The 24071-nt window shown below is 32.9% G+C and carries 20 protein-coding genes and 2 tRNA genes; 6 read left to right on the forward strand and 16 right to left on the reverse strand.

All coding sequences use genetic code 11. The features are described 5' to 3' along the window. Positions 1–15 precede the first annotated feature (15 nt). From ACFSQP_RS09300 to mutS, 12 genes are all read right to left on the reverse strand, one after another. Positions 16–219 carry a helix-turn-helix domain-containing protein gene (locus ACFSQP_RS09300; protein WP_376893732.1) on the reverse strand — a complete coding sequence of 68 codons (204 nt, stop codon included), beginning with the start codon at positions 217–219 and terminating at the stop codon, positions 16–18. A 3-nt stretch (positions 220–222) separates the two neighbouring features. Next, entirely contained in the window at positions 223–732 is a 510-nt protein-coding gene (locus tag ACFSQP_RS09305) for a DUF2975 domain-containing protein (protein WP_376893734.1), read from the reverse strand. Positions 733–1551: 819 nt separating this feature from the next. Then, positions 1552–3525 carry a DUF2779 domain-containing protein gene (locus tag ACFSQP_RS09310; RefSeq protein ID WP_376893736.1) on the reverse strand — a complete coding sequence of 658 codons (1974 nt, stop codon included), beginning with the start codon at positions 3523–3525 and terminating at the stop codon, positions 1552–1554. A 250-nt stretch (positions 3526–3775) separates the two neighbouring features. After that, positions 3776–4102: a hypothetical protein gene (locus tag ACFSQP_RS09315; RefSeq protein WP_376893738.1), complete on the reverse strand. Its 327-nt coding sequence runs from the start codon at positions 4100–4102 to the stop codon at positions 3776–3778. 13 nt (positions 4103–4115) lie between these two features. Then, positions 4116–4871 carry an LEM-3-like GIY-YIG domain-containing protein gene (locus ACFSQP_RS09320; protein WP_376893739.1) on the reverse strand — a complete coding sequence of 252 codons (756 nt, stop codon included), beginning with the start codon at positions 4869–4871 and terminating at the stop codon, positions 4116–4118. 180 nt (positions 4872–5051) lie between these two features. Further along, positions 5052–5180: a zinc-ribbon domain-containing protein gene (locus ACFSQP_RS09325; RefSeq protein ID WP_376893741.1), complete on the reverse strand. Its 129-nt coding sequence runs from the start codon at positions 5178–5180 to the stop codon at positions 5052–5054. Then, positions 5164–5523: a hypothetical protein gene (locus tag ACFSQP_RS09330; protein ID WP_376893743.1), complete on the reverse strand. Its 360-nt coding sequence runs from the start codon at positions 5521–5523 to the stop codon at positions 5164–5166. The genes ACFSQP_RS09325 and ACFSQP_RS09330 overlap by 17 nt, the downstream gene beginning before the upstream one ends. Positions 5524–6142: 619 nt before the next feature. Continuing rightward, on the reverse strand, positions 6143–6448 hold the full coding sequence (locus tag ACFSQP_RS09335) for a hypothetical protein (RefSeq protein ID WP_376893746.1): 306 nt from the start codon (positions 6446–6448) through the stop codon (positions 6143–6145). Positions 6449–6580: 132 nt separating this feature from the next. After that, positions 6581–8386 carry a KAP family P-loop NTPase fold protein gene (locus ACFSQP_RS09340; RefSeq protein WP_376893748.1) on the reverse strand — a complete coding sequence of 602 codons (1806 nt, stop codon included), beginning with the start codon at positions 8384–8386 and terminating at the stop codon, positions 6581–6583. A gap of 2456 nt (positions 8387–10842) precedes the next feature. Beyond that, positions 10843–10927: transfer RNA gene (locus tag ACFSQP_RS09345), tRNA-Leu, on the reverse strand. A gap of 23 nt (positions 10928–10950) precedes the next feature. Continuing rightward, positions 10951–11025: transfer RNA gene (locus tag ACFSQP_RS09350), tRNA-Gly, on the reverse strand. Between the two features lie 113 nt (positions 11026–11138). Continuing rightward, positions 11139–13760, reverse strand: coding sequence for a DNA mismatch repair protein MutS (gene mutS / locus ACFSQP_RS09355; protein WP_376893750.1), 2622 nt, complete (start codon positions 13758–13760; stop codon positions 11139–11141). Between the two features lie 118 nt (positions 13761–13878). Between mutS and ACFSQP_RS09360 the strand changes: the two genes are divergently transcribed. After that, positions 13879–14415: an RNA methyltransferase gene (locus ACFSQP_RS09360; RefSeq protein WP_376893753.1), complete on the forward strand. Its 537-nt coding sequence runs from the start codon at positions 13879–13881 to the stop codon at positions 14413–14415. A 74-nt stretch (positions 14416–14489) separates the two neighbouring features. On the opposite strand, the gene ACFSQP_RS09365 is transcribed toward ACFSQP_RS09360, so the two are convergent. Beyond that, positions 14490–15116: a hypothetical protein gene (locus tag ACFSQP_RS09365; protein ID WP_376893754.1), complete on the reverse strand. Its 627-nt coding sequence runs from the start codon at positions 15114–15116 to the stop codon at positions 14490–14492. A gap of 361 nt (positions 15117–15477) precedes the next feature. Between ACFSQP_RS09365 and ACFSQP_RS09370 the strand changes: the two genes are divergently transcribed. Beyond that, a complete protein-coding gene (locus ACFSQP_RS09370; protein ID WP_376893755.1) occupies positions 15478–15846 on the forward strand; it encodes a hypothetical protein in 369 nt (122 codons plus the stop codon). A gap of 29 nt (positions 15847–15875) precedes the next feature. Here ACFSQP_RS09370 and folK read toward each other — a convergent pair whose 3' ends face one another. Then, on the reverse strand, positions 15876–17006 hold the full coding sequence (gene folK / locus ACFSQP_RS09375; RefSeq protein WP_376893757.1) for a 2-amino-4-hydroxy-6-hydroxymethyldihydropteridine diphosphokinase: 1131 nt from the start codon (positions 17004–17006) through the stop codon (positions 15876–15878). A gap of 72 nt (positions 17007–17078) precedes the next feature. Between folK and ACFSQP_RS09380 the strand changes: the two genes are divergently transcribed. The 3 genes from ACFSQP_RS09380 (at position 17079) to rpsU (ending at position 20797) form a co-directional block, all read left to right on the forward strand. Then, positions 17079–17783: a queuosine precursor transporter gene (locus tag ACFSQP_RS09380; protein WP_376893759.1), complete on the forward strand. Its 705-nt coding sequence runs from the start codon at positions 17079–17081 to the stop codon at positions 17781–17783. A gap of 87 nt (positions 17784–17870) precedes the next feature. Further along, the gene (locus ACFSQP_RS09385; protein WP_376893761.1) at positions 17871–20498 is read left to right on the forward strand and encodes an AsmA-like C-terminal region-containing protein; all 2628 of its coding nucleotides are present in this window, start codon (positions 17871–17873) and stop codon (positions 20496–20498) included. A gap of 104 nt (positions 20499–20602) precedes the next feature. Beyond that, on the forward strand, positions 20603–20797 hold the full coding sequence (gene rpsU, locus ACFSQP_RS09390; protein ID WP_376893764.1) for a 30S ribosomal protein S21: 195 nt from the start codon (positions 20603–20605) through the stop codon (positions 20795–20797). Between the two features lie 75 nt (positions 20798–20872). Here rpsU and ACFSQP_RS09395 read toward each other — a convergent pair whose 3' ends face one another. After that, complete coding sequence (locus ACFSQP_RS09395) at positions 20873–21667, reverse strand: DUF2797 domain-containing protein (protein WP_376893767.1); 795 nt, start codon at positions 21665–21667, stop codon at positions 20873–20875. Positions 21668–21708: 41 nt separating this feature from the next. On the opposite strand from ACFSQP_RS09395, the gene ACFSQP_RS09400 reads away from it, so the two are divergent. Continuing rightward, the gene (locus tag ACFSQP_RS09400; RefSeq protein WP_376893768.1) at positions 21709–23223 is read left to right on the forward strand and encodes a GH3 auxin-responsive promoter family protein; all 1515 of its coding nucleotides are present in this window, start codon (positions 21709–21711) and stop codon (positions 23221–23223) included. A 150-nt stretch (positions 23224–23373) separates the two neighbouring features. Here the strand turns inward: ACFSQP_RS09400 and ACFSQP_RS09405 are convergent, their stop codons facing one another. Continuing rightward, entirely contained in the window at positions 23374–23988 is a 615-nt protein-coding gene (locus ACFSQP_RS09405; RefSeq protein WP_376893770.1) for a DUF6705 family protein, read from the reverse strand. Positions 23989–24071 lie beyond the last annotated feature (83 nt).

The following is a 24071-nucleotide window of genomic DNA, read 5'->3' on the forward strand; positions in this document are numbered from 1 at the left end:
TTTTTTAAGGAAGCGCTAGTCTACATAGTCTAAAATGTCACCAGGCTTGCAATCTAAAGTTTTACATATTTTTTCTAAAGTTTCAAAGCGTATGCCTTTGGCTTTTCCGTTTTTTAGTATGGATAAATTTGCGGCGGTAATGCCAATTTCTTCAACCAACTCTTTACTCTTCATTTTTCGTTTGGCTAACATCACGTCTATATTTATTACAATCGGCATAGTTTAGATATATAAGTCTTGTTCGTTTTGTAAATTCAATCCTTGGCTAAATATTTCTGACATAAAAAACACAAAAACACCTAGAACAAAATGCAGAATAATAAGTAACGATAATTCGCGCTCTATTGGCATAAAAAACGATATAAATATGGTAAGCAAAGTGGGCAAAAAGATATTAACTAGATAAAACTGCCGCAAATGTGCTATGTTTTGTAAGGTGAATAATTTTTTTTGATAAAAAACTTTAAAAACATTGGATAGTAACCAAAAAAATAAACCATAGGCAAAAACAGGAATTAAAAACGCGAAAATTACATAGGTTGTGTGACTCTCTAAAATTAAAAACGCCTGCTCTGTAAAAGGGTAGGTAATAATTGTTTGATCATTACTTACCAGTAAATGGGTATTTGTTACCCAACTTAATAACCCATATAATCCGGTTATGACATATAAACCACTTGTTAGCTTTGAGAAGTAGTACAAGATTTTGGAAATAATAACTGACTTTTGCATTGAATAAAATAGAATTTAATGATGCAAATATATAAAAATATATTGTTTTACGATAATTAAATATTATTTTAAAACAATATTTAATCTTTATGGTTTTACACGTCTGGGGAGAGTGCTGCTTGAAAGCCTATGAAAAAAAGAGACTATTCAGGTTTTTTCAATCAGCTATTTTCGATTAGAACAGATATATTAAAAGGAACATTCAAAGACATAAAACACCAGTTACAAACAAAAACCCCTACACAATTTTAAAAAAAGACATAAAAAAATCCGTAATCAATTGACAAACAATTGTATTACGGATTTAATGTGTAAGCATTATTGACCTATTTTCGATCCAAACCATCGATTTTCTAGAAAATTAACAACAATTACTCTTTGAGATTTTAACCTAAAAAGTTCAAATTTCTTTAAAGACATTTATGGTGTAGCTGATTCTAATTATAAAACAGACTCAATATCTGGTAGTCAATGAGGAAATATTCCAGATACAAGAATTAATTTACTAATACCTGTAAGACTTAATAATTAAAAGGTACAAATTTGATACGACTAATATTAGAGTAAATCAAAACATAAACTATTCAAAAACAACTGATTGGATTCCTAATAAAACAGCATTCTATCTTTCTGGTATAGACACTTTAACTGAAAAATAACCACTATTTAAATTTATAATATGGATACAACAAGAGAAAAGTTAAAGACACGAGAGGTTTGGAAAACGGCATGTAAGACACATAAAAAAATGATATTAACTATTAGACCTATAAAAAGCCGATTAAAAGATATACAATCATAAAGGTTATCATATTTCTATTATTCTGTAACCTCTTTAAGGTGTTCATATACCATAACCATTGCCAAGGTATCCAATTCGCAATAGCGAAGCAAGGCATCTTTTATTTTTAAACGTTCATCATCGCTCATGTCGGTATATTGTAATTTACCGTAAGCTGTAAGTACTGCACCTCCATTGTTGATGTCTTCTATTTCTGAAATAGTTTCAAAGCTATCATCCCACTCATTAAACACTTTTGGTAAACTTTTGTATGGATCCTCAACATCATCATTAATTATGTTAAGCCAAACTTTGTTACTGTCAAAGTTTAAAGAGTTTAGACCTATCTGACCTATTGGCTGGCTGTACTTGTCCCGTATAAAAGTACTGCTCTTAAAAACAGCTGGCAGGACTTGTTTTATAGAATTAGAACCTTTGGTATAAGGATTATAGTAATAATCTTTAATAACTTTACATAAATCTATCATTGATCTGCCTCCTTTCCATTTAACAATAGCCGAATCCTTTTTACTCCTAGATATTTGTTGTCCAAAAACAAACAAATCTGCTCTATCAGGTAAATTAGAATTATAGACTTCTTCAACTAAATGATTAATAATCGTGTTTTCATGATTTGAATACATAAAAATAGAGCCTTTATTTTTATCAAGAGATTCTTTTAAGGCTCTTAAAAACGCGATGTTAGGATACTCGCCAGCATTGGTATTTATATACTGGCCTGCATGCTCAACAGTTCCATCATTATAGTAAATATGATGTGAAAATTGAAACGCTACCTGCTCATAGGGTTTTTGACCACTAAAAAAAGGTAACGGTGAAGTAGAGGTTTCAAAATCTATGAAATTTAAAGGATATTGCCATGTACTCATTTCTTCCTTGAGTTCATCTTTTAAAAGATATGGTTTATTATCCGTTGAAATTGCTTTTTCACGCTGTATTAATTGACGCTCAACCCGAGACATCTTGCCTACTTTGGGTCTTTCATCGCCAAAATCCGTTTCTTCCAAATCCTTAAGCAGTAGTCGCTGATTCTCTTCTAAACGTGCCCACGACCTAAAATCCCATATTTCAAAAACATTTGGTTCATTAAATTCTTTCTCGGTCCATCCCAATTGTTTATAAAAACATTCTTCAAACCCAGATTTAAGATGTTGAGTGTCCTTATTTGTTTTAAACTCACATTTCTTACAAATATTAAACTGTAATGGGTATCCAAAATAGATGTTATTAATATAAGAATCTGCCAATAGATTAATAGATTCCTCGAAGTTGTAAACTTCTAAAATTCTAAATTTGCCGTTTTCAATGTTTTTTATTGGTTCAGTGACATCTACTTTAGATAATACAGACGCGGTGGCAACATTATTTAAGTGATGTATTTTACAGAGAACACCAGTTCTATTATCTGTTTTTTTTGTGACTCTAAACAATTGATTGAGCCCGTCTACAGATGTAGTTTTATCTTTATCTGCTAACATTAAAAAAGGTGTTATTTTAAATTGAGGGTATGCCTTTTCTATAACATACTTTTGAAAAGCAACATCGAACAAATAAAATTTCCAACCTGATGTTAAATTACCGCGTTTACCTATAAACTCATATTGGGCATCCGAACTATTAAAAGACTTTGCTTTAACTTCTATAAGTTTTATGACGTTACCTTTTTTTTCTAAAATATCAACTCGTATAAAAAGGTTTTCAAACTTAAAAGCAGCTTCAAATATGACAACATTAGTTTGTTTTAAAAGGGCTTTAGTTTGTTCTATCTTATCATTATAGTCATAGATTCCATCAGATTTTTTATCTTCAATTAAGACACCGTTAGGATAATGTAATTTGGCTAACTCTTCTACTTGAAAACCACCAGACGCTAAAGCCTCTAAAAAAGGATCTTCTTTTTTTTGATTAGCATACGCTTTGTTACTCGTATAATACAACTTGTTAGGACACTCCAAACCTAGTTTGTAAAGAGATTTTGTAAGATATTTCATAAAAGAATTTTAATAATAGCTTTAACTACTAATTTTCGTTATTTTAACTTAAAAAATATTTACTAATCTGTGTATTTATAGCTCCTATTAACACCATTTAATATCCAAATTCGTGTTAGTTTATATTTTTTCTGCAATCTTTTTACTAGCAGTCATTTATTAAGTTTGCTTTCGCAATTAATAAAAGTCAAGCAGAATCATGATACTAATTAAAATTTAAGTTTTTGTTTCATTTCTTTGCGGTATTTGGTTATCTCAGTCTTTTTATACGCTCTCTACATCGTTTAATGTCCTCTCTATATCCTTTAATTTTATTTCTACAACGTTCTATACTATCTCTTTCTCTTTCAATTTTTCTTGCATAGGAATCCCAATCTCTTTTTTTTTGTGATCTAATTGAATGTCTTGAAGCGGTAGATGAAGCAGATTTTAATTTTATAGAGTATCTTTCTGAATCACGACTTTTGCGTATTCTAATATCTGATATTTCTTCCCTACATTTAGCGATATTTCTTTTTTCAGAATCTATATCTCTTTTTAGTCTTTCTATTTGTCTCTTTACACTTTCTATACTCATCGTTTCTTTAAGTTTATAAGTTGTACATTATAGGGTTTGAAGCTCCGCGCTTTTTCTTGTGTGCAATAGATTTATGAATGTATTTGTCTCGTATTTCTTTAGGAGCCACCTTACCATTAAACCCATACCCCATATAGCTTTTACCTGCTTTTTTAGTTCCTGGATTGTAAAATCGTTTGATGGCATACCAATGGTCTACCTCAAAAACTTCAACAATCAGACCACGGTACTCGCTTAATACATATTTAAATTTTCCGTTTCTAGGGTCTGACATACGCCAGATTTCTTTTGTGGCTGAATATATTTTATCTTCTCCTGATGCATTAGCGTAGGATCCATTGATGTTAATAATGACAAAGTTGTCTGGAATTTCATTTAAAGGCGTTGCATTATATTTTCCAATTATTTCTTTTGCACTCATTAAACCATTTTCAATGGAATTGATACCGCCTTGTATATTACCTTTTCTAAACTCTTTAAATGTAGGGATAAAATAAAACGTATCTAATAATGCCGCTTCTATATGAAAAGCTGTTTTTTCATTTAATCCATGCCTTACAATTACATGTTTTATTTTTTTCCCTTTTAAAAGAAACGATTGTATAATTTCTAGCTTTTCAGTTCCAGAATGCCCTTTTTCAGCACTTTCTATATGATTAAAAACTCTATTTCCTTTGCCTTTTCCTACATAAAAAGGAAGGTTTGTATCTGGGTCTAATAATAAATACACGTAGTATTTTAATTCCTTAACAGTCTTTAAATCAAACATTTTACCGAATTTTTTACTTTATAATTTCTTAAATTTTTTAGCATCTGATATTAAAAAGAGCGATCAATACCTATTAAATATTTGTTTCGCCTTTCATGGGTTATACCATTACCGTCTAGAATTATACGGTCGGATGAAAAAAAATCCTCTTACTAACAAACTAGAAGAGAAAACATAACTTTAACCATTTATTTTAATAGGCATTGAAGTTCGCTCTATTTTATAACCACATTGTGAGCAAAAACTAGGGTTATCCTTAATTGTATGTCCACAATTGTTACAAAACATTTTGTTATTGCCTTGCCGCATTACCTAATGTCAGGTCGTTGTTAATTAAATGTTTTCCCGTTTTATCTTTTATTTGAACTTTTACCCCAAAAGTTTTTTCAAATAAATCTTCAACGGCACCTGCCTTCATACTCGCTTTTATTTTTAAATCTTGTTTAGAGGTTGTACTAATATTTTTAGTAGTCTTTTTATTTAAAGCAGCCAGTGTGAGTGTTTCTTCGGCAATCATACTCCCTTTATAAAATACTAACGAAAGATTAAAAGCCGTTTTAAATTCTCTAGATATTGTTTTTAATTTTTTGTTAGGCGCTACACTAAATTCAGCGTTTTTAAAATGATCTTTTATGTTATTAAATAGTCCCATGTTTTTAACTATGTTTATTTATTAAATATTTTCTTTCTGGTTCAACCGCTGGTGTTTTTTTTATATTTAAATCATTCACTGTTCTACACTTTTTAAATTTTGCAAAAATCTGGTTAGACTAATAGCTTAAACTTTAATTCAGAAAAATGTGTGTTAACTTCTTTATGCCAGGTTTTTATTTCTATCATACCTGAAATGTATTTCAATTAACGGTATAGATTTTCAATCTGTGTTAATTATAGATTTAATATTTGTTTTTTTGCTGTAGGTTCTTTAACTATAATTACTCCTTTTTTGCATCCTGAAGCTTCTTTTTATTTATATAATGCAGCTAGTTTTTTTGAGCCTTCGCTTAAAGTGTAATACCTATTACCATCTGCTTCTGTGTAGCATATTTGTGCATAGAGCCCGAAGATATCTCCAAATTCTTTTTAAATTATCCCAATTTTCTTTCTAGCTAAAAATGAAACAATTTTAATCTCAAGTATGGAAAATACACATTAAACTGCTTATATAATGTTTTAATTTTTTTTTGTTCCTGTGGAAGTTACTTCTCTTGTCATAATTTTAAAATTTACAGAAAGAGGGTAAACTAGAACTTACCCTCCTTGTGGTCGTTTTACAATTTACCTGCTTGATTTAATGTCATTTTATCATTAGCTAACTTACTATCGTCTGCATTTGAAACTTGAACTTTAATCCCAAATTTTTGCATAAAGTAATCTTCTACGTTGCCTACACGACTTCTAGGACCAAGTTCTAAAGTCCCCCCAGGGTCCTCTGTTTTAGACAAATCGCTAATTTTTTCTTTTTCGTTTGCAAATCGAGCTCCATTATATATTCGAATATTACAACTAAACTCTTTTGAAAATTGTCTTTTAATACTTTGTACTGAACTTGCTCTTGTTACTTTAATTGTTGCCATAATTTTAAGTTTTAATAATTTTTATAACCTACTCCTTTTTATCGTAGTTTTTCGGTATTATTTCTACGTTTTATTATAATGTAAACTGAAAGCTATTTTAATTTAATGCTGTGGGTTTTTGTTATAATTAATTTAATCAATAATCATTTGCGTTAATTCTCTTAAAAATTCTTGATATTGTTGTAAACCTAATTCACCACATAATGCAGACTCACAAAGCATATCTCCATTTTTAGCGATATATAAATTTTTACTTTCCGATAAATTGTATTTTTCAGAAAAAGTAGAAAATAGAGTTTGTACTTTGCCTGTATTTGATTTTACCCAAATCCTTATTCCGAATAGTTTTTTAGAGGGGTTTGTTGCGTAAATTAACTGCTGGGAGCCTCTTCCTTTTGTAATATCATTAAATGAAGCGCCAGTTTTTGCTAAAGAAATACCATATTTTGAGTTTTCAGCTTTTGCATTAAACAGCGGTTCCCATAGTATTTTATAGTTTTCTATGGCTTCATCAGAAAAGCCATATTCCTTTAATTGATTTAATTTAGAACTTATACCATCATAAATAGTTTTGTTACCTACTTTTTGTACCGCTTGTTTTGTTTCTATATCGTCATCAACACTGGTTATAGAAGCAAATGTTAATGCAGCATCTAACTCGTCTTCTAGGTTATCTTTAAATTTGTCACGTATTAGATTTAATAGCTCTAATACAGAAAAAGCACGTGCTTTTAAATAGCTATCGCTTTGACAAGCTCCCCAAACAACTTGTTCCCATTCTTCATCAACTAATTCAGACTCGCCAAATTTTTGAATCTTTTCTTGTATTTGCTCCCACTCTATACCATACTTATTCCCAAATCCTTTATCCCAGTCTAAAAAATTTGACTTTTGAGTTAAGAGTCTAAATATTTTTGGGTAGGAAATTTGTATCCCTAAAATTGCAAATAACATAAAATCTGACGCATCATTTTTTTCATCATCTGCTTCTATTTCCCGTAAGTGATTTATTAAACTAAAAGAGTTTAAATAGCGTTTTAAACTTCTTGGATTATACCCTATACTGTATTTAACTACTTTAGCAAATAATTCTTTTTCTTCATCTTGTACGCTAATGCCTAAATCCTTAAGCTTTTCAACTAAAAAATATTCAATATCATAGGTTCCCGTAGGCATTGAAAAAGGTACCTGGATAATTTTATCGAAAAACGACCTAAATTCGCGTTCGTTTTCTTCGGTTTTGGGGCCAAATTTACTTTCTAAACCTTTTACAACTACATCGTAATCAATAGCAAGAATAAATACACAATTAGGGATATCAAAAATGTTTTTTAACGCCTCTAATACTTCAACTGCATCAGACGGTAATATTCTATCTAAATCATCTACAAAGAAAATAACCTTTTGTATTGGGTTACTTGTGTCATTAATTAACTCGCTTATTAGGCTAGTTACAAGCGCTTTAATCTCTGCTATTTCAGCAGTATTTGCTTGAGTTTCTTTATCATCTAGTGCATCTTTAACGTTTATTCCTGTTTGGTTTGCCACAATTTGATTTGCTAACCCTCCTAAAAATCGTGCTGCGGTTTTAAATTTAGCCTTGCTTTCATCTTTTAATGTCCATACACCACGCTCTTCACAAGATATTTTTAATTTTTCGAGCATACCTCTTAAAACACCAGGAGTAGTTTCGTGTGCACCTCTAAACATACTGTACTCCCAAGTGTTTACCCAAGAGCAGGCTATGTTTTTACTGTTAAAATCTTCTAACAAAAGGGACATTAGTGAAGTTTTTCCCGTCCCCCATTCCCCTTGAAGTCCAATAGTTATTGGTGTGTCGCTTTTAACAATGAAATTTGAAAGTGCTAAACTATACTTTTCTACTTTTAATAAATCTTCAGATTTTAATAAAATCGGTTTGTCTGTAATTGAACTCATTATTTTTGTTTTGGATTTAATCAAATTTACTCACATTTGATTTACAGTTTAGTCCATAATCTGCCCATTTAGGACTACAGACAATACGCAGCTTTTAATTGACATTCAAAAACAATCTAAAATTACTGTTTCTAATGTAGGAGATAATGCTTATTAAAAGTTTGATATAGAAGCAGATACATAATCAGTAATTAAATACAATTCCTTAAGGCGATTGTTTGTTTTTTTAATTCTCCAAATCCCTCATTAACAACATTAAATATGCTAGCAAAATATCTAGGCTTTAGATTCTATGCAGCTTATTGCAATCAATATAAGAATTTTGTTAGATGGTATTTTCAGCAAAACCTACAGCGTATGTTATGACGACAAACGCATGGCGAGGCCGAATTTTTTCAGATTAAAATAGGTTTATTGCGTAGTCGTAATGTAATATTCCTTGCCTATTTTAAAAGTTATTTTATTAAACGTAATAACTTAAAAAGGCTGTAACTTTATTTGAGAATATCGATTTTAAGACGGTTTAGATACAGATTTTCAAAAATTTGGCACTTTATTAACTGTATGTCTTTCTAACCAATCCGAAAAAAGCCTTGCAATTTTATGATGCGCTATTACTATATGATATTTTTAGAAACAATGTTCCTTTACTTTTTATTGAATTAAAAATTTGACCACGCATTTATGAGCATTTTAAACAATGTAAAAACGCAATCATCAAATACGGCATATCTACTATTTGTGAGCTTTATGGATTTTTATCGTTTGTTTATTTAAACCAACCTGTAAATCACATAGCAATATAAAAACCTAAAGAGATTAATACATTATATCTTGTGCTACATTGTCACTATTATGGTTATTGTATTTTAATACATGATAAAGTAAATAACTCCATAATTAAGAAAATTTTAAAAGCTAATAAGGTATTACCAATAACCTGATTTTTAGTAGCAATTATACTTGCTTTAATTATTAAAAATGATACTAATTGTCCTAATCAAATATATGATTTGTATTATGAAGATATATTTAATCCTGATGTTTGGTCTTCAAATACGGTTATTTCTTTAAATTTAATTGCACTGGCTACTATAATTGAGAAAATGACTGCACAAGGAGTGATAGAAAGAATTTAGAACTCGTTCCACAAAATAAAATTGAGTTAAGTTATGAAAATTATGTTGCTTTATTCCGTTATTTAGCCCTTCTTAAAATTATCTTTAAGGAACATATAAAAAATGAAATGGTCTTAAGTGAAATCAGAAGTTTAATTAAAATTAATGGTTTTGAAAAGTTCTTAATAATTTCAGCACCATACATCATTAATTAAAAAAGCTAATTTTATTTATAGTATTTGCGATACTCCTTTTTCTTTCAATAATGTGTTATGGGAAAAAACCCTGAATGGTTCGAATAAAATTTTCTTGGTTTTGTATCGGGCTTTTTTTTCAAGTAGTTTTGTATTATTAATTATTCCTTTTTTTTAATACTACATCATTAAATACAGATGTAATTTTAAAAGTACTTTAGATTATATATTAGGAGTTTAGGGTTTATTTTATATGCTAACTGTTATTAAAAGAAAATGTTTACAATGGCTAGGTAATTATAATTTATTTGGAATTGTTTTTACCGCTATTTATTTATGGTTTTTTTGAGAAAATCGATTTAACCAAAACTTTAACTGGCATTGGTATTACAATACTAGGATTTGCACTTTATTTGTTATTTAGTGATAATGGAAAAATACGAATAATTATTACGCAGCATTTACTTTTATTAGTTATGGTTTTGTATTTTACGTTATCAGCTTTAGTTCATTGGAAAAACGTAGTAAATGAAATTCCGCCAGTCTTTATTATTACCAATAAAGAGAACAGTTTGTGGATGGTATTAATTAGCCGTTAGTGACTAAAGCACTTTTAACAAAGTACAGGACATTCCCGATGGAAAAATAAAACAGAAGGAAAAGCACACAAGAAAGTTAATCCCAATTTTCCATTGCGTGGGTTTGTGATGTACCCCAAATGTAATAAACCACTTTCAGCGAGCACCTCTAAAGAATGTAATGGTTATTATTCTTACTACCACTGTTTTTATTCTTTTGATGTTCGGATCAAAAAAGTAGCCATGGATGCTTGGTTCATAAGTTTTCTTAAATCCATTTCACTTGAAAAAATGTTTATACTCTACTTATTAAATTAACCAAAGAGAACTTTGACAAGACTGATAGGGATAGCACCATAGGACCAAAACATTACAAAAAAATCAAGAATCCTGAAACCATTCTCGAAAAAATGAAAGACTTGTACATTGATGGTGATCTTAACAAAAAGGCATATTCAAAGACATAAAACACCAGTTACAAACAAAAACCCCTACACAATTTTAAAAAAAAGACATAAAAAAATCCGTAATCAACTGACAAACAATTGTATTACGGATTTAATGTGTACTGAAGACGGGACTTGAACCCGTACGTCCTAAACGGACATTGGATTTTAAGTCCAACGTGTCTACCAATTCCACCACTTCAGCATTGGAATTTATTTTTAAAAAACTGGAGCGAAAGACGGGATTTGAACCCGCGACCTCCACCTTGGCAAGGTGATGCTCTACCCCTGAGCTACTTTCGCATTTTGCAATGAACGTTTCGAGTTGTATCTCGATGTGGCTATCTGCCGTATTGCGGTTGCAAATTTAGTATATTATTGCGAATAGCAAAACCTTTTTTAAAAAATTATGCAATTTATTTTTGTGTCTTCGGCTTCTTAATAAGCATTCGTTTTATCTCATTTAACTTCATTAAAGCCTCTACAGGCGTAAGTACATCTATATCAGTATGTAAAATTTCTTGCTTTATGGTTTCTAAAAGCGGATCGTCTAGATTAAAAAAACTTAATTGCATATCGTCCTGCTTAAAACTTTTTACCTTGTCGGTTAATTCTTCACTGGAATGCGATTTTTCTAGTTTTTTTAATAAGCTGTTTGCTCTATTTAAAACCTGCTGCGGCATACCTGCCATTTTAGCCACATGAATACCAAAGCTATGCTGACTACCGCCTGGCACTAATTTCCGAAGGAATAACACATTGTTATCCAATTCTTTTACCGATACATTGTAATTTTTTATGCGTTCAAAAGTATCGGTCATTTCATTTAATTCATGATAATGGGTAGCAAACAGCGTTTTAGCCTTGGTTGGATGCTCATGTAAATACTCGCTTATAGCCCATGCAATAGAAATTCCGTCGTATGTACTGGTACCTCTACCTATTTCATCGAGCAACACCAAACTGCGTTCAGACAGGTTGTTTAATATAGAGGCCGTTTCATTCATTTCTACCATAAATGTGGACTCCCCCATTGAAATATTATCGCTTGCACCAACCCGCGTAAAAATTTTATCTACCAAACCAATGCGTGCAGCTTTTGCCGGTACAAAACTGCCGGTTTGTGCCAAAAGTACAATTAGGGCTGTTTGCCGCAATATGGCCGATTTACCAGACATATTTGGCCCCGTAATCATAATTATTTGCTGCTTTTCTCTGTCCAGAAAAACACTATTTGTTATGTACGATTCGCTTGGTGGTAATTGTTTTTCAATAACAGGATGGCGTCCTTCTTGTATGTCTAAATCGAAGGAGTTATCTATTTCGGGGTACACATAGTTGTTGTCCATTGCTAGTTGCGCAAAACCGCATAAACAGTCCAATTGCCCAATTAAAAAAGCGTTTTGTTGCACCGGTTTTATATAGTTGGCCATCCACAAAATTAAATCGGAAAACAACTGCTGCTCCATAGCTAAAATTCGCTCCTCGGCTCCTAAAATTTTGGCTTCGTATTCCTTTAACTCTTCCGTAATATAGCGCTCTGCGTTTACCAAAGTCTGTTTTCTAATCCATGTTTCTGGCACCTTATCTTTGTGGGTGTTTCTTACTTCAATATAGTACCCAAAAACATTATTGGACGCTATTTTTAACGAACTAATTCCGGTGCGTTCCGTTTCTCGTTTTAGCATATTATCTAAATACTGCTTTCCGGAGCTAGATAAATTTCGGAGCGTATCTAATTCTTCCGAAAACCCTTTGGCAATAGTAAAACCTTTTAAAATGTTTACAGGCGCATCTTCTTGAATGGTTTCAGCTATTTTTTTTCGAAGCATGTCGCAACTTTGCAAGGTATCGCCTATAATTTTTAAGGCATCGTTTGTACAATTGCTAGCCAGTTCTTTTATTGGCACAATAGCTTCTAAAGAGTTTTTTAGTTGAATTACTTCCCGCGGATTTACTTTAGCTGTTGCAATTTTTGAAATTAAACGCTCTAAATCGCCTATTTGCTTAATATGATTTTGAATTTTCTGAAGCACCGTTTTGTTTTCAGTTAAATAAGCCACCACCTCGTGGCGTTGCTTTATTTTTGCTTCATCTTTTAAAGGTAGTGCCAACCAGCGTTTAAGCATCCGGCCGCCCATGGGTGAAATGGTTTTATCTATTATCTGTAAAAGCGTTACAGCGTTTGCATTTGTAGATTGGTACAACTCCAAATTGCGAATGGTAAATTTATCCATCCAAACATAGGCGTTTTCGGCAATTCTGCTAATAGCTGTAATGTGCTGCAATTTGTTATGCTGGGTTTCGCCTAAATAATGCAAAATAGCTCCCGATGCCACAATACCAGCTTGCAAATCGTGAACGCCAAAGCCTTTTAACGTAATGGTGTCAAAATGTTTTAATAAGGTTTCTTGGGCATAATCGGTTTGATAAATCCAATCTTCTAAATAAAAGGTATGGTAATCGGATCCAAATGTATCGGTAAAAAAACGGCGTTTTTGCTTGGATACTAACACCTCGCTCGGGCTAAAATTTTGAAGTAATTTATCAATATACTCGGCGTCGCCTTCCGCGGTTAAAAATTCGCCTGTTGAAATATCTAAAAATGAAATTCCAATAACCGATTTACCCACATATACCGAACACAAAAAGTTATTAGATTTCGATATTAAAACCTCATCGTTTAGTGCAACACCAGGCGTTACCAATTCGGTTACACCGCGCTTTACAATGGTTTTGGTTTGTTTAGGGTCTTCTAACTGGTCGCAAATAGCTACCCGCTCGCCAGCTTTTACTAGTTTGGGTAAGTACGTGTTTAAAGAATGATGCGGAAACCCTGCTAATTCGGTTTCGCTGTCGCTTCCCGCACCGCGTTTGGTTAAAATAATTCCTAAAATACCCGCCGTTTTAACAGCATCTGCGCCAAAGGTTTCATAAAAATCGCCCACACGAAATAACAACAACGCATCTGGGTATTTAGCCTTAATAGCATTGTACTGTTTCATTAACGGGGTTTCCTTTTTTGCTTTCTTTGCCACTGTATAACTATTTATATATTACTTTTGTCTGCTTTAAAAGATTGCTAAAATACTTATTTAATTAAGGTTTTTAAAGCCAAGATACTATAAGTTTATACACGTTTTACACCACATAACCATGCGAAAGTTAAAAAACAGCGAACTGGATCGGTTAAGTATAGCCGAATTTAAAGATACAGCAAAAACACCAATTATAATTATTTTAGACAATATAAGAAGCTTAAATAATATTGGCTCGGTTTTTAGGACAGCCGATGCTTTTTTAATTGAAAAAATTTACTTGTGTGGTATTACGGCCCAACCACCGCATAAAGACATACATAAAACCGCTTTAGGCAGTACCGACGCGGTTGCTTGGGAATACGCAAAAGACACCCTGGATGTGGTAACCAAACTACAGCAGGAAGGCGTACAAATTTGCGCTATTGAACAAGCGGAACAGGCTACCATGCTCCACCAATTTAAACCAAAAGCCAACACCAAATATGCTTTGGTTTTTGGTAATGAGGTAAAAGGCGTTGCCCAAAACGTTGTAAATGCCAGTGAGGTTGTATTGGAAATTCCGCAGTTTGGCACCAAGCATTCCCTAAATATTGCTGTAAGCTGCGGTGTGGTTGTTTGGGATGTGTTTTCGAAACTGAAACAGCTTCCATAATTACATGTCATTGCAATGTTTCCTGTTTAGGTGCACCCATACCCTGTAATGAATCCTAAAAATATGGCAATAGGCTACAAGCTTATTGAAAATATAATACCAACTGTATTTACGTTTTTAAGCTTTTGCTTATCGGTAATGGCTTGGTTGCTTTCGGTACTTATTTTACTAAAATCGGATAGGCCGTTGTAATGCATTCCCACTTGAAAATTTGGTAACATATTAAATAGGAACCCCACACCAAATTGAGCACCTAAATTCCAGCCACTGTACAAATTTTTTTCGGTTTCATTTAAATAGCGGTAGCTGTCTTTTATAATAGTTTGCCCATACAAACCTATACTAACAACCACATTAAAATTATTTAACACCTCCGAACTCATAGTTACCAGTGCAGGTATTTTTAAATATGATCGTTCGTGATAAAAATTCCCTAGCGTGTTAAATCCGTTTCCGCTTAACTCATTTATACCAATACCTGTAGCGAAACCTATTTTTTCATTTAGTTTGTAATTTAATAAAATGTCGCCACTGTTACTATTTAAATTATAATTTGGTTCATTGTTATTTTCAACCATTGCAAATCCAATACCGCCGTAACCTATTATATTAAATTTAGACGCCTTTTCGGTTTCTTGCCCTTGCCCCGTAAAAAACACGAACAGTAAAAGGACCACAAGTATGCTTTTAAATGTATTCATATCAGTTGTATGTTAATTTACACTAATTGGTTTTTAGTATTAAAAAAACCACTTCGTAAAGATACTACGAAATTTAGTAAATATATAAAATCGCATTTTCAAACAACATCAAAAACCTTATTAAGCACCTGCCAGAGTCGTGTTGATTACTTCAACAAAAACTTTAACACAATTCAAATAAATAATTTGAAATTGTTAACATACTAACATCATAAAAAAGTGTAACTTTCAGTTTTACAAATAATTACATTTTAATAAGCGCTGTTAAATTTTTATTTTGAATGAACTAATTCACTTAAAAGCCCTATTTAAATAACACAAAAAAAACGCGCTGTTATATCTGTAAGCAATAGCCTGTATTATGAAAACACTTTACAACTCTATTTTATGTTTTGCCCTATTACTTGTTGGTAGTCTGGCCAGCGCCCAAACCAATGACTCCAACAAAACAGCCGAAAATTTGGAAATAACCCCAATAACCAATTTAAAAAATAATACCAGCGCTTATATTAAAGGGCAAGTTGAAAAAATTCTGGACAACGACACTTTCAGAATTAAAGATAATTCTGGCAGTATTGCGGTTTATACGGGCTGGAAAAACACCAACCTTGTTACAGTTGGGCAACAGGTAATTGTAAAAGGCGTTTTAGATTCTGGGCTTTTTAAGGAGTTTTATGCCTCTGAAATAAAAATTAACAAGGAGCCGTTTAAAACACTAACCCCCGATTAGCTAGGGTAAAAACGAACAAAATTTTGTAATTAGGCTTTACAAATTTCATCTAAAACCCAAAAATAATCTTCCCGATTGTTAACAAAATCACGGTTGGAGATATCTATTATTTTTACATTTAGTGTGTCCTGACTTTTTAAAAAGCTTAAATATCCAGCGTTAATTTTTTCCAAATAATCATCCTTAATATTCTGCTCGTAATCGCGCCCGCGTTTTTTTATGTTTTCTTGTAGCCGCTGTGTGTTTTGATACAAATAAATATACAGTTCTGGTTTGGCAATATCTTTATACATTAAGTAGAACAAGCGTCTGTACAATTTAAACTCGTCCTCGGGGAGCGTAATTTTAGAGAATATTAACGATTTATAAATATCGTAATCACTTACTATAAAATCTTTAAATAAATCCAACTGAGACAGGTCGTCGCTAATTTGCTGGTATCTGTCGGCTAAAAAACTCATTTCTAAGGTAAATGCATACCGCTTAGCATCTTCGTAAAACTTTGGTAAAAACGGATTATCTGCAAAACGCTCCAAAATTAATTTAGCATTAAATTCGGCTGCAATCATGGTAGCCAAACTGGTTTTTCCAGCGCCAATATTACCCTCTATAGCCAAGTAATTAAATTTTGAAATCGGGTATTTTTTATTCGGATTTTTCAACCAAATATTAATAGCTGTCACGGCACTTTCATCCTGGCATGTTGCTAATAGCTCTGCCATGGTTTGCTGTAATACAGGATGCGTTTCTTTAGCTGCAATATCTACTAGTGGCTGCAAAACAAAGCGCCTATTAGCCAACTCTGGATGCGGTACTGTTAAGGTTTCTGTTTGTACGCGCAAGTTGTTAAAAAACAAAATATCTAAGTCAATAACACGCGATTCGTAACCCGTTTGTTTGCTTTTAACACGGCCCATCTGGATTTCTATTTGTTGTAAAAGCTCTAAAACTGTTTCTACAGAAAAATCGGTTTTCACACAAATACAGGTATTCAGAAAATCGGCTCCACTAAACCCTAAAGCTGGTGTATTGTACACTTTGGCAATTACATGTACCTTGCCAATACGCTTGTAAATAAGGTTAATAGCTTCTTGCAAATGCTTAAATCGGTCGCCTTTATTACTTCCTAATGCAATGTATGTGGTATTTGTCTGAATCATAACGGAGGCCAAAATAACTAAAAGAAAATTTAATAGTTTATATTTACGGAGCCTTTTTATCCACAAAAATCCATGACCCCAAAAGACAAGCAACTCTCCCTCCGAATTTATTTATTATTAGCCACTTTGTTTATTACCTCGTTGGTGGTATCGAATTTAATTTTTCAGAAGTTTTTTTATTGGTATCCTTTAAATTTACGCATACTAGATACCCAGCTTTTTGAAATTTCGGTGGGCATTTTACCTTATCCCGTTACCTTTTTAATAACCGATTTAATAAGTGAAATTTATGGTAAAAAGGCAGCCAACCAAGTGGTTACCCTTGGTATTTTTGCCTCGTTGTTTTCTATGCTTATTGTGTACACGGCCAATGTGGTGCCAGCAACACCATGGTCTCCGGTGGACGACACTTTATTTAAAACCGTTTTTGGCAACACTGCCATTGCTGTTTTAGCCAGTATGCTAGCCTATTTATTTGCACAATTTGTAGATATTCACATTTATCATTTTTGGAAACGCCTTACAAAAGGAAAACATCTTTGGTTTCGGAACAATTTTTCAACATTTTTCTCTCAATTTGTGGATACGAGCACCATTTTATTGCTTTTGTGTTCTTTTAATATTATTGCTTGGCATAAATTTGCAGGACTATTACTAGCCGGATTTTTGTTTAAAGTTTTAATAGCCTTATTGGATACACCTTTTTTATACCTTGGCGTGTATTTGTTTAGAAAACGTTTTAATTTAAAACCCAACCAGGAACTAAACCCATTTTAATATTAAACTTTTATTAAACATTTGGTTAGCCACATCCATTACGCTAGTTTAAGCGTAAATTCTAATAAAAGCGTTTAAAAAACACGTATGAAAAAAGCATTGAAAATTATTGGTAGTACCTTGTTGGTAGTACTTGTTTTATTGGTAGCTATCCCCTTTGTATTTCAAGGAAAAATAAAAGATCTGGTACAAAACACCATTAACAATCAGGTAAATGCCCAAGTAACATTTACCGATATTTCGTTAAGTTTTCTAAAAAGCTTTCCAAACGCACAGGTGGATGTTAGCAATTTAGAAATTACCAATCTGGCGCCTTTTGCTGGTGAAAAGTTGGCATCTGTAAAGTCCATGTCATTAGCCATGTCTATTAAAGAGTTATTTAAAGACCCTAACGATGGCCCCATGATTGTTGATGCCTTTAGTATAAACGAAGCCTTAATTGTATTAAAAACAAACCAAATAGGGCAAACTAATTATGACATAGCCAAAACAACAGAACCTACAAGCACTAGCAACCAAACATCTGACAGCGGTTTTACACTAGATGTAAAAAACTACCAAATTAATAACAGCGCCTTAACCTATATTGATGAAAGCGGCAATATTATTTTTTATATTACCGAGTTAAACCATAGTGGCACTGGTACGTTCTCCGATGTTGTTTCTGAATTGGACACAAAAACGACGGCCAAAATGAGTTTAAGCATGGACGGCACCGAATACTTAAGCAACCACAGTTTAAAATTGGATGCTATTATTGGCTTAGACCTACCAAATAACACCTACAGTTTTAAAGAAAATAAGGCGCTTATAAATGGATTACCATTAACCTTTAATGGCTACGTGACACTGTTGGAAACTGGTCAGGAATTAGATATTTCTTTCGAAAACCCTGGATCGGATTTTAAAGAATTTTTGGCCGTTATTCCAGAAACGTATTCCAAGGATTTATCTGGGGTACAAACAACAGGCGATTTTAAATTAACAGGGCGTTTACATGGCATTATTTCTGAAGAAACCATTCCAAAAATGGCAATTAACATGAGCTCTAAACAGGCTTCATTTAAGTATCCTGATTTGCCAAAACGAGTAGAAAATATTACCATAAACGCCAGTGTTAATAATACCACAGGGTTTATGGACGATACCTTTATAGATATAAACACGCTTGATTTTCAAATAGACGACGATCGTTTTAACGCCTCGGCTACATTAAAAAACCTTACTTCCAATATGTTAGTCACTGCTAATTTAAATGGTATTTTAAATTTAGCCCATGTAAGTCAAGCCTACCCCATGGCTTTAAAAACACCGCTACAAGGTATTCTAAAAGCAAACATTCAAACTAATTTTGATATGAATGCTATTGAAACCAATGCTTACCAACGTATAAAAAGCAATGGGAATCTGGAGTTAACCAATTTTTTATTTCATTCTGAAACCCTTACAAGTCCGCTAAAAATAAACCAAACCGCTATTAGCTTTAAAACCGGTTTGGTTGCTCTAAATACGTTTGAAGCAACCCTAGGCGAAAGCGATATAAGCGCCAATGGCACACTAACCAACTTATTAGGCTTTTTGTTAAGCGATAAAAACCTACAAGGCGATTTTAACCTAAATGCCAAACGCTTTAACATAAACGATTTTATGGTTGCCGAAAACACAAGCGCCACGAGTAATGCTAAAAATACGGAAACAGACAGCCAAGCGCACTTAAAAATTCCCGCGTTTTTAGACTGTACTATTAACGCCTTTGCAGAAACCGTTATATACGACAACTTAAGCCTAAAAAACACGCAAGGTAATTTGCAAATAAATAACCAAACAGCCACCTTAAGCAACCTGCGAACTAACATATTTAACGGCACACTGGCAGTATCTGGTAGCGTAAACACCCAAGATGCCATACCGCATTTTAATCTGGATTTAAATGCAGATGCTTTTAATATAACCGAATCTATTAACACACTGGAACTTTTAAAGGCATTAGCCCCCATTGCCAATATTTTTGAAGGTACACTAAACACCAATATTCAATTAAATGGCGACTTAGACAGTAGCTTCTCGCCCATATTAAGCTCCGTTTCAGGTAAGGCCGATGCCGAAATACGCACCAGCAAGACAAAAATTAATAACAGTCCGCTTTTAAATACGCTAGACAGCCAATTGCAGTTTATAGATTTGGACGCCTTAACCCTAAACGACTTAAAAACTAATTTAAGTTTTCAAAACGGGCAAGTAACTATTAAACCTTTTTATATACAATACAAAGACATTGATATTGCCGTTGGTGGTAGTCATGGTTTTGATAAAACTATCAATTATAACATTGCGTTTAATGTACCCGCCAGCTATTTAGGTAGCGATATAAACCGTTTAATAGGAAAAATTAACGACCCCGAGGTAAACAGTATTAGTATTCCGGTAACAGCAAATGTAACAGGCTCCTTTGCAAATCCAAAAATAGAAACAGACCTCTCCGAAAGTATAAGCAACCTAACCAAACAACTTATTGAAATTGAAAAACAAAAACTCATTAACCAAGGTACGAGCACTTTGGGCGGCATTTTAGATGATATTATAGACAACAATAGCAATAACAGTGCTACACCCGACAGCACTAATACAGCGCCTCCAAAAGCAGAGGAAGCTATAAAAAATATTTTAGGCAGTTTTTTAAAGAAAAAGAAAACACAAACAGACAGTGTTAATTAACCTGGCTGTACTTAAAACATAAAACACGAATTAAATTTAAAAACAGGCCGTTTTTTTATAATAAAAGACTTACCTTAGCAGCCATTAAAATTAAGAAAAATAATATGTTACGAATTGAAATTAAAGAAGGAGAAAATATAGAACGTGCTTTAAAACGTTACAAGCGTAAGCATAGAAATGTAAAAGTAATGCAAAACCTAAGAGAAAAGCAGTACTTTACAAAGCCTTCTGTTAAAAGAAGACGCCAAATTCAAAAGGCGGAATACATTCAAAGTTTAAGAGACCAAGAAGATATATAAACTATCTTTTTAATGATATAAAAAGCACGCATAAATACCATGCGTGCTTTTTTTATATAGTGGCCAAATTTTAGTTTAAAGCAAGGAAAGTTTTACCACCAGTCCTTCGTTGGAACGCACATTAAAAACAGTCTCGTCCTCAAAAATAAGGTATTGCCCCTTTAAACCAACTAATGTTCCTGTATAAGAAGCCGCTTTTACTATATTTAAACTTTTAGGCTTTTTAGGATAATGTTGTACCGGAAAAACCAATTGGGTTTCTGTATTGGTTTCAATATAATAATCTTGTGCTTCTGCTGGTATATGCGCTTTTAATCGGTTGCGCCACACCACTAAATCTTCATCTTTTACATCGTTTTTTAGCATATTGCGCCAATTCGTTTTATCGGCTACATAATCTTTTAACGCTATTTCGGTAATCCCTGCCAAATATCGGTTAGGCACCTCAACAATTTCAATAGCCTCGTGGGCGCCTTGATCAATCCATCTGGTTGGAACCTGGCTTTTACGCGTTACACCAACCTTTACATTACTAGAATTAGCTAAATACACAATATGTGGTTGTAATTGCACCCGCTTTTCATACTCCAAATCGCGCTCCTCTTCATCTAAATGCGCCTTACTTAATTCGGGTTTAATAATCCAATCGGCTGCCTGTGGCACATCGAAAAAGCAACTTTTACAAAAACCTTGCCTGTAAATAGGTTTGTTTAAACTACAATTTAAACACTGGTACCCCACAAATTCCATTTGAATGGTTTTAGTCAACAACTGGTTCATGTGTATAAAATCGTTTTCAAACACCAAGTAATATTGAATAGGGTCCTTAAACTCGGTTCTCATTTTTGTTAAAACACCTTGGTAGGTCATAAAAAAAAGTATTATTTTTAGTCTTTAAATATACTGCAAATATGGCAATTCCGATTGTAAATTCGATAGCATCATGGTTTTTAAAAAAACGTTTTCACCAGATTGAATTATTTTTAAAATATCCTAACGAAGTTCAGGAAGAACTGCTTACGCAGTTGGTGTACACGGCAAAAGACACGGAGTTTGGCAAAAACCATGGATTTAAAACAATTAACAGTTACCAAGACTTTGCAAATACAGTGCCTATTTCTAGCTACGAAGACTACCAAAGTATGATTGAGCGCTCGCGCTTGGGCGAAAACAATATTTTTTGGCCACAACCCATAAAATGGTTTGCTAAATCCAGCGGTACTACCAATGCTAAAAGTAAATTTATTCCTGTAAGTCAGGATTCTTTAGAAAATTGCCATTATGCTGCCAGCAAGGACCTGCTTTGTATGTACTTAAATAACAACGAAAACTCGCAGTTGTTTACCGGTAAAAGTTTGCGTTTAGGTGGCAGCAAAGAACTTTACAAGGAAAATGGTACTGTTTTTGGCGACTTATCTGCCATACTAATAGACAATATGCCCTTTTGGGCAGAATTTAGCAGCACACCTAGCAACAAAGTTTCCTTAATGAGTAACTGGGAAGAAAAAATGCAAGCCATTGTAGACGAAACCATTCAGGAAAACGTAACAAGTTTGGCGGGCGTACCGTCCTGGATGCTGGTGCTGCTTAACAATGTACTAGAAACTACTGGAAAAAATAGTTTGTTGGACATTTGGCCAAATTTAGAAGTATATTTTCATGGAGGCGTTAGTTTTTTGCCCTACGTAGCACAATACAAGAAAATTTTACCAAAGAAAGATTTTCGGTATTATGAAATTTATAACGCATCGGAAGGCTTTTTTGCCATTCAAGATCAAAACAACTCTAGCGAATTACTTTTGATGTTGGATTACGGAATTTTTTATGAATTTATTCCCATGACTTCCTACGGGACCAAAGATGAAATAATAATTCCGTTAAGCCAGGTAGAAATTAACAAAAATTATGCGGTAATTATTACTACCAATGCAGGTTTATGGCGTTATAAAATTGGTGATACCATTCGGTTTACATCTACAAACCCGTACCGTATTAAAATTTCTGGACGCACCAAACACCATATAAACGTATTTGGAGAAGAATTAATTATTGAAAATGCCGAAGACGCTTTAAAAAAAGTGTGTAAAAAAACAAAATCTGAAATTGTAGAATATACAGCAGCCCCTATTTTTATGGAAGGCAAAGAAAAAGGTGCGCACGAATGGATTATTGAATTTAAAACACCTCCTGAAAACATTCATTATTTTAACGAATTACTTGACAATGCTTTAAAAGCTTTAAATTCCGACTACGAAGCCAAGCGCTATAATAACATGACATTAAACAAACCTACAATTCACGTAGCGCGCCAACGTTTGTTTTATGATTGGCTTAAGGCAAATGATAAATTAGGCGGACAACATAAAATTCCTAGGCTATCGAACACCAGGGATTATTTGGAAGCACTGTTAAAGTTAAACAAGTAGTCCCTAAAAATCCTGTTACTCATTAAAAAATATAATTACCCAAATTGTTAATTGTAGTTTAAAAAAGTAACTATCAGAAAAAACCATCAAAATATGTTTTTTTTTACTTATAACACCAAGGCTAATAACTAGCCTTGGCGTAATTTGTAGTTATTGCTTATATAAGATTAATTCTCTTCTTAATGGCAGTCTATCATCTGTTGGTTCTCCTTCTGGATACAAACCCATATCAGCCATTTTAATACGCACTATTATATGTTCTGGTGCTCCAAATTGTTGTGCGGGAACATGCCTGATTATCATATTATAATCAAAATAAGCACGTTCTGGGTCTTTAATAGACACTTTTACCCGACGCTCGTCTGGCAAGCAGTCATCACAAACTGGTAAGTGTGTGGCTTCCATAATATAATTGCCATATATTAAATGCTCCGAAACATCGGTATAGGCATTTATGTTATTTAAAGTATTAACCACTTGGTTATTGTTGGCATTAACATATTGGTATTCGCCGTAAAGCACATCATGATAATATGAAATATTTGAATATGTCACTAAATACTGCTCTTTTCTTATTAATTCTATTTTAAAAATTTCGTTATTATCTTCAAATAGCCAAATACCTTGTAATTTGCCTAAATCATTATTGGTGTCTTGATAGTAAATTCCGTTAGTAATATTACCATACTTTTCAATTAGCGGTACTTGCGCTTTGCATGATAAAACACTTATTGTTGCGAGTAATATAATTAGTATATGTTTCATTTTATTATTTTTTTTAGTTACAATCTTTAGTTATGTAGTTTGTTCCTGAGTTATTTAAAACCAATTGTTGCCATTGGGCATCA

It is taken from the genome of Bizionia sediminis (assembly GCF_042684585.1).
GTDB lineage: Bacteria > Bacteroidota > Bacteroidia > Flavobacteriales > Flavobacteriaceae > Algorimicrobium > Algorimicrobium sediminis.

What these genes read in the sequence shown, in the direction of transcription:
- ACFSQP_RS09400 (WP_376893768.1), top strand. Translation starts at nt 21,709, where the DNA reads ATGGCAATTCCGATTGTAAATTCGATAGCATCATGGTTTTTAAAAAAA.
- ACFSQP_RS09325 (WP_376893741.1), bottom strand. Translation starts at nt 5,180, where the DNA reads ATGCGGCAAGGCAATAACAAAATGTTTTGTAACAATTGTGGACATACA.
- ACFSQP_RS09315 (WP_376893738.1), bottom strand. Translation starts at nt 4,102, where the DNA reads ATGAGTATAGAAAGTGTAAAGAGACAAATAGAAAGACTAAAAAGAGAT.
- ACFSQP_RS09310 (WP_376893736.1), bottom strand. Translation starts at nt 3,525, where the DNA reads ATGAAATATCTTACAAAATCTCTTTACAAACTAGGTTTGGAGTGTCCT.
- folK (WP_376893757.1), bottom strand. Translation starts at nt 17,006, where the DNA reads ATGATTCAGACAAATACCACATACATTGCATTAGGAAGTAATAAAGGC.
- ACFSQP_RS09335 (WP_376893746.1), bottom strand. Translation starts at nt 6,448, where the DNA reads ATGGCAACAATTAAAGTAACAAGAGCAAGTTCAGTACAAAGTATTAAA.
- ACFSQP_RS09320 (WP_376893739.1), bottom strand. Translation starts at nt 4,871, where the DNA reads ATGTTTGATTTAAAGACTGTTAAGGAATTAAAATACTACGTGTATTTA.
- ACFSQP_RS09365 (WP_376893754.1), bottom strand. Translation starts at nt 15,116, where the DNA reads ATGAATACATTTAAAAGCATACTTGTGGTCCTTTTACTGTTCGTGTTT.
- ACFSQP_RS09360 (WP_376893753.1), top strand. Translation starts at nt 13,879, where the DNA reads ATGCGAAAGTTAAAAAACAGCGAACTGGATCGGTTAAGTATAGCCGAA.
- ACFSQP_RS09305 (WP_376893734.1), bottom strand. Translation starts at nt 732, where the DNA reads ATGCAAAAGTCAGTTATTATTTCCAAAATCTTGTACTACTTCTCAAAG.
- ACFSQP_RS09370 (WP_376893755.1), top strand. Translation starts at nt 15,478, where the DNA reads ATGAAAACACTTTACAACTCTATTTTATGTTTTGCCCTATTACTTGTT.
- ACFSQP_RS09340 (WP_376893748.1), bottom strand. Translation starts at nt 8,386, where the DNA reads ATGAGTTCAATTACAGACAAACCGATTTTATTAAAATCTGAAGATTTA.
- ACFSQP_RS09330 (WP_376893743.1), bottom strand. Translation starts at nt 5,523, where the DNA reads ATGGGACTATTTAATAACATAAAAGATCATTTTAAAAACGCTGAATTT.
- ACFSQP_RS09405 (WP_376893770.1), bottom strand. Translation starts at nt 23,988, where the DNA reads ATGAAACATATACTAATTATATTACTCGCAACAATAAGTGTTTTATCA.
- ACFSQP_RS09300 (WP_376893732.1), bottom strand. Translation starts at nt 219, where the DNA reads ATGCCGATTGTAATAAATATAGACGTGATGTTAGCCAAACGAAAAATG.
- rpsU (WP_376893764.1), top strand. Translation starts at nt 20,603, where the DNA reads ATGTTACGAATTGAAATTAAAGAAGGAGAAAATATAGAACGTGCTTTA.
- ACFSQP_RS09385 (WP_376893761.1), top strand. Translation starts at nt 17,871, where the DNA reads ATGAAAAAAGCATTGAAAATTATTGGTAGTACCTTGTTGGTAGTACTT.
- ACFSQP_RS09395 (WP_376893767.1), bottom strand. Translation starts at nt 21,667, where the DNA reads ATGACCTACCAAGGTGTTTTAACAAAAATGAGAACCGAGTTTAAGGAC.
- ACFSQP_RS09380 (WP_376893759.1), top strand. Translation starts at nt 17,079, where the DNA reads ATGACCCCAAAAGACAAGCAACTCTCCCTCCGAATTTATTTATTATTA.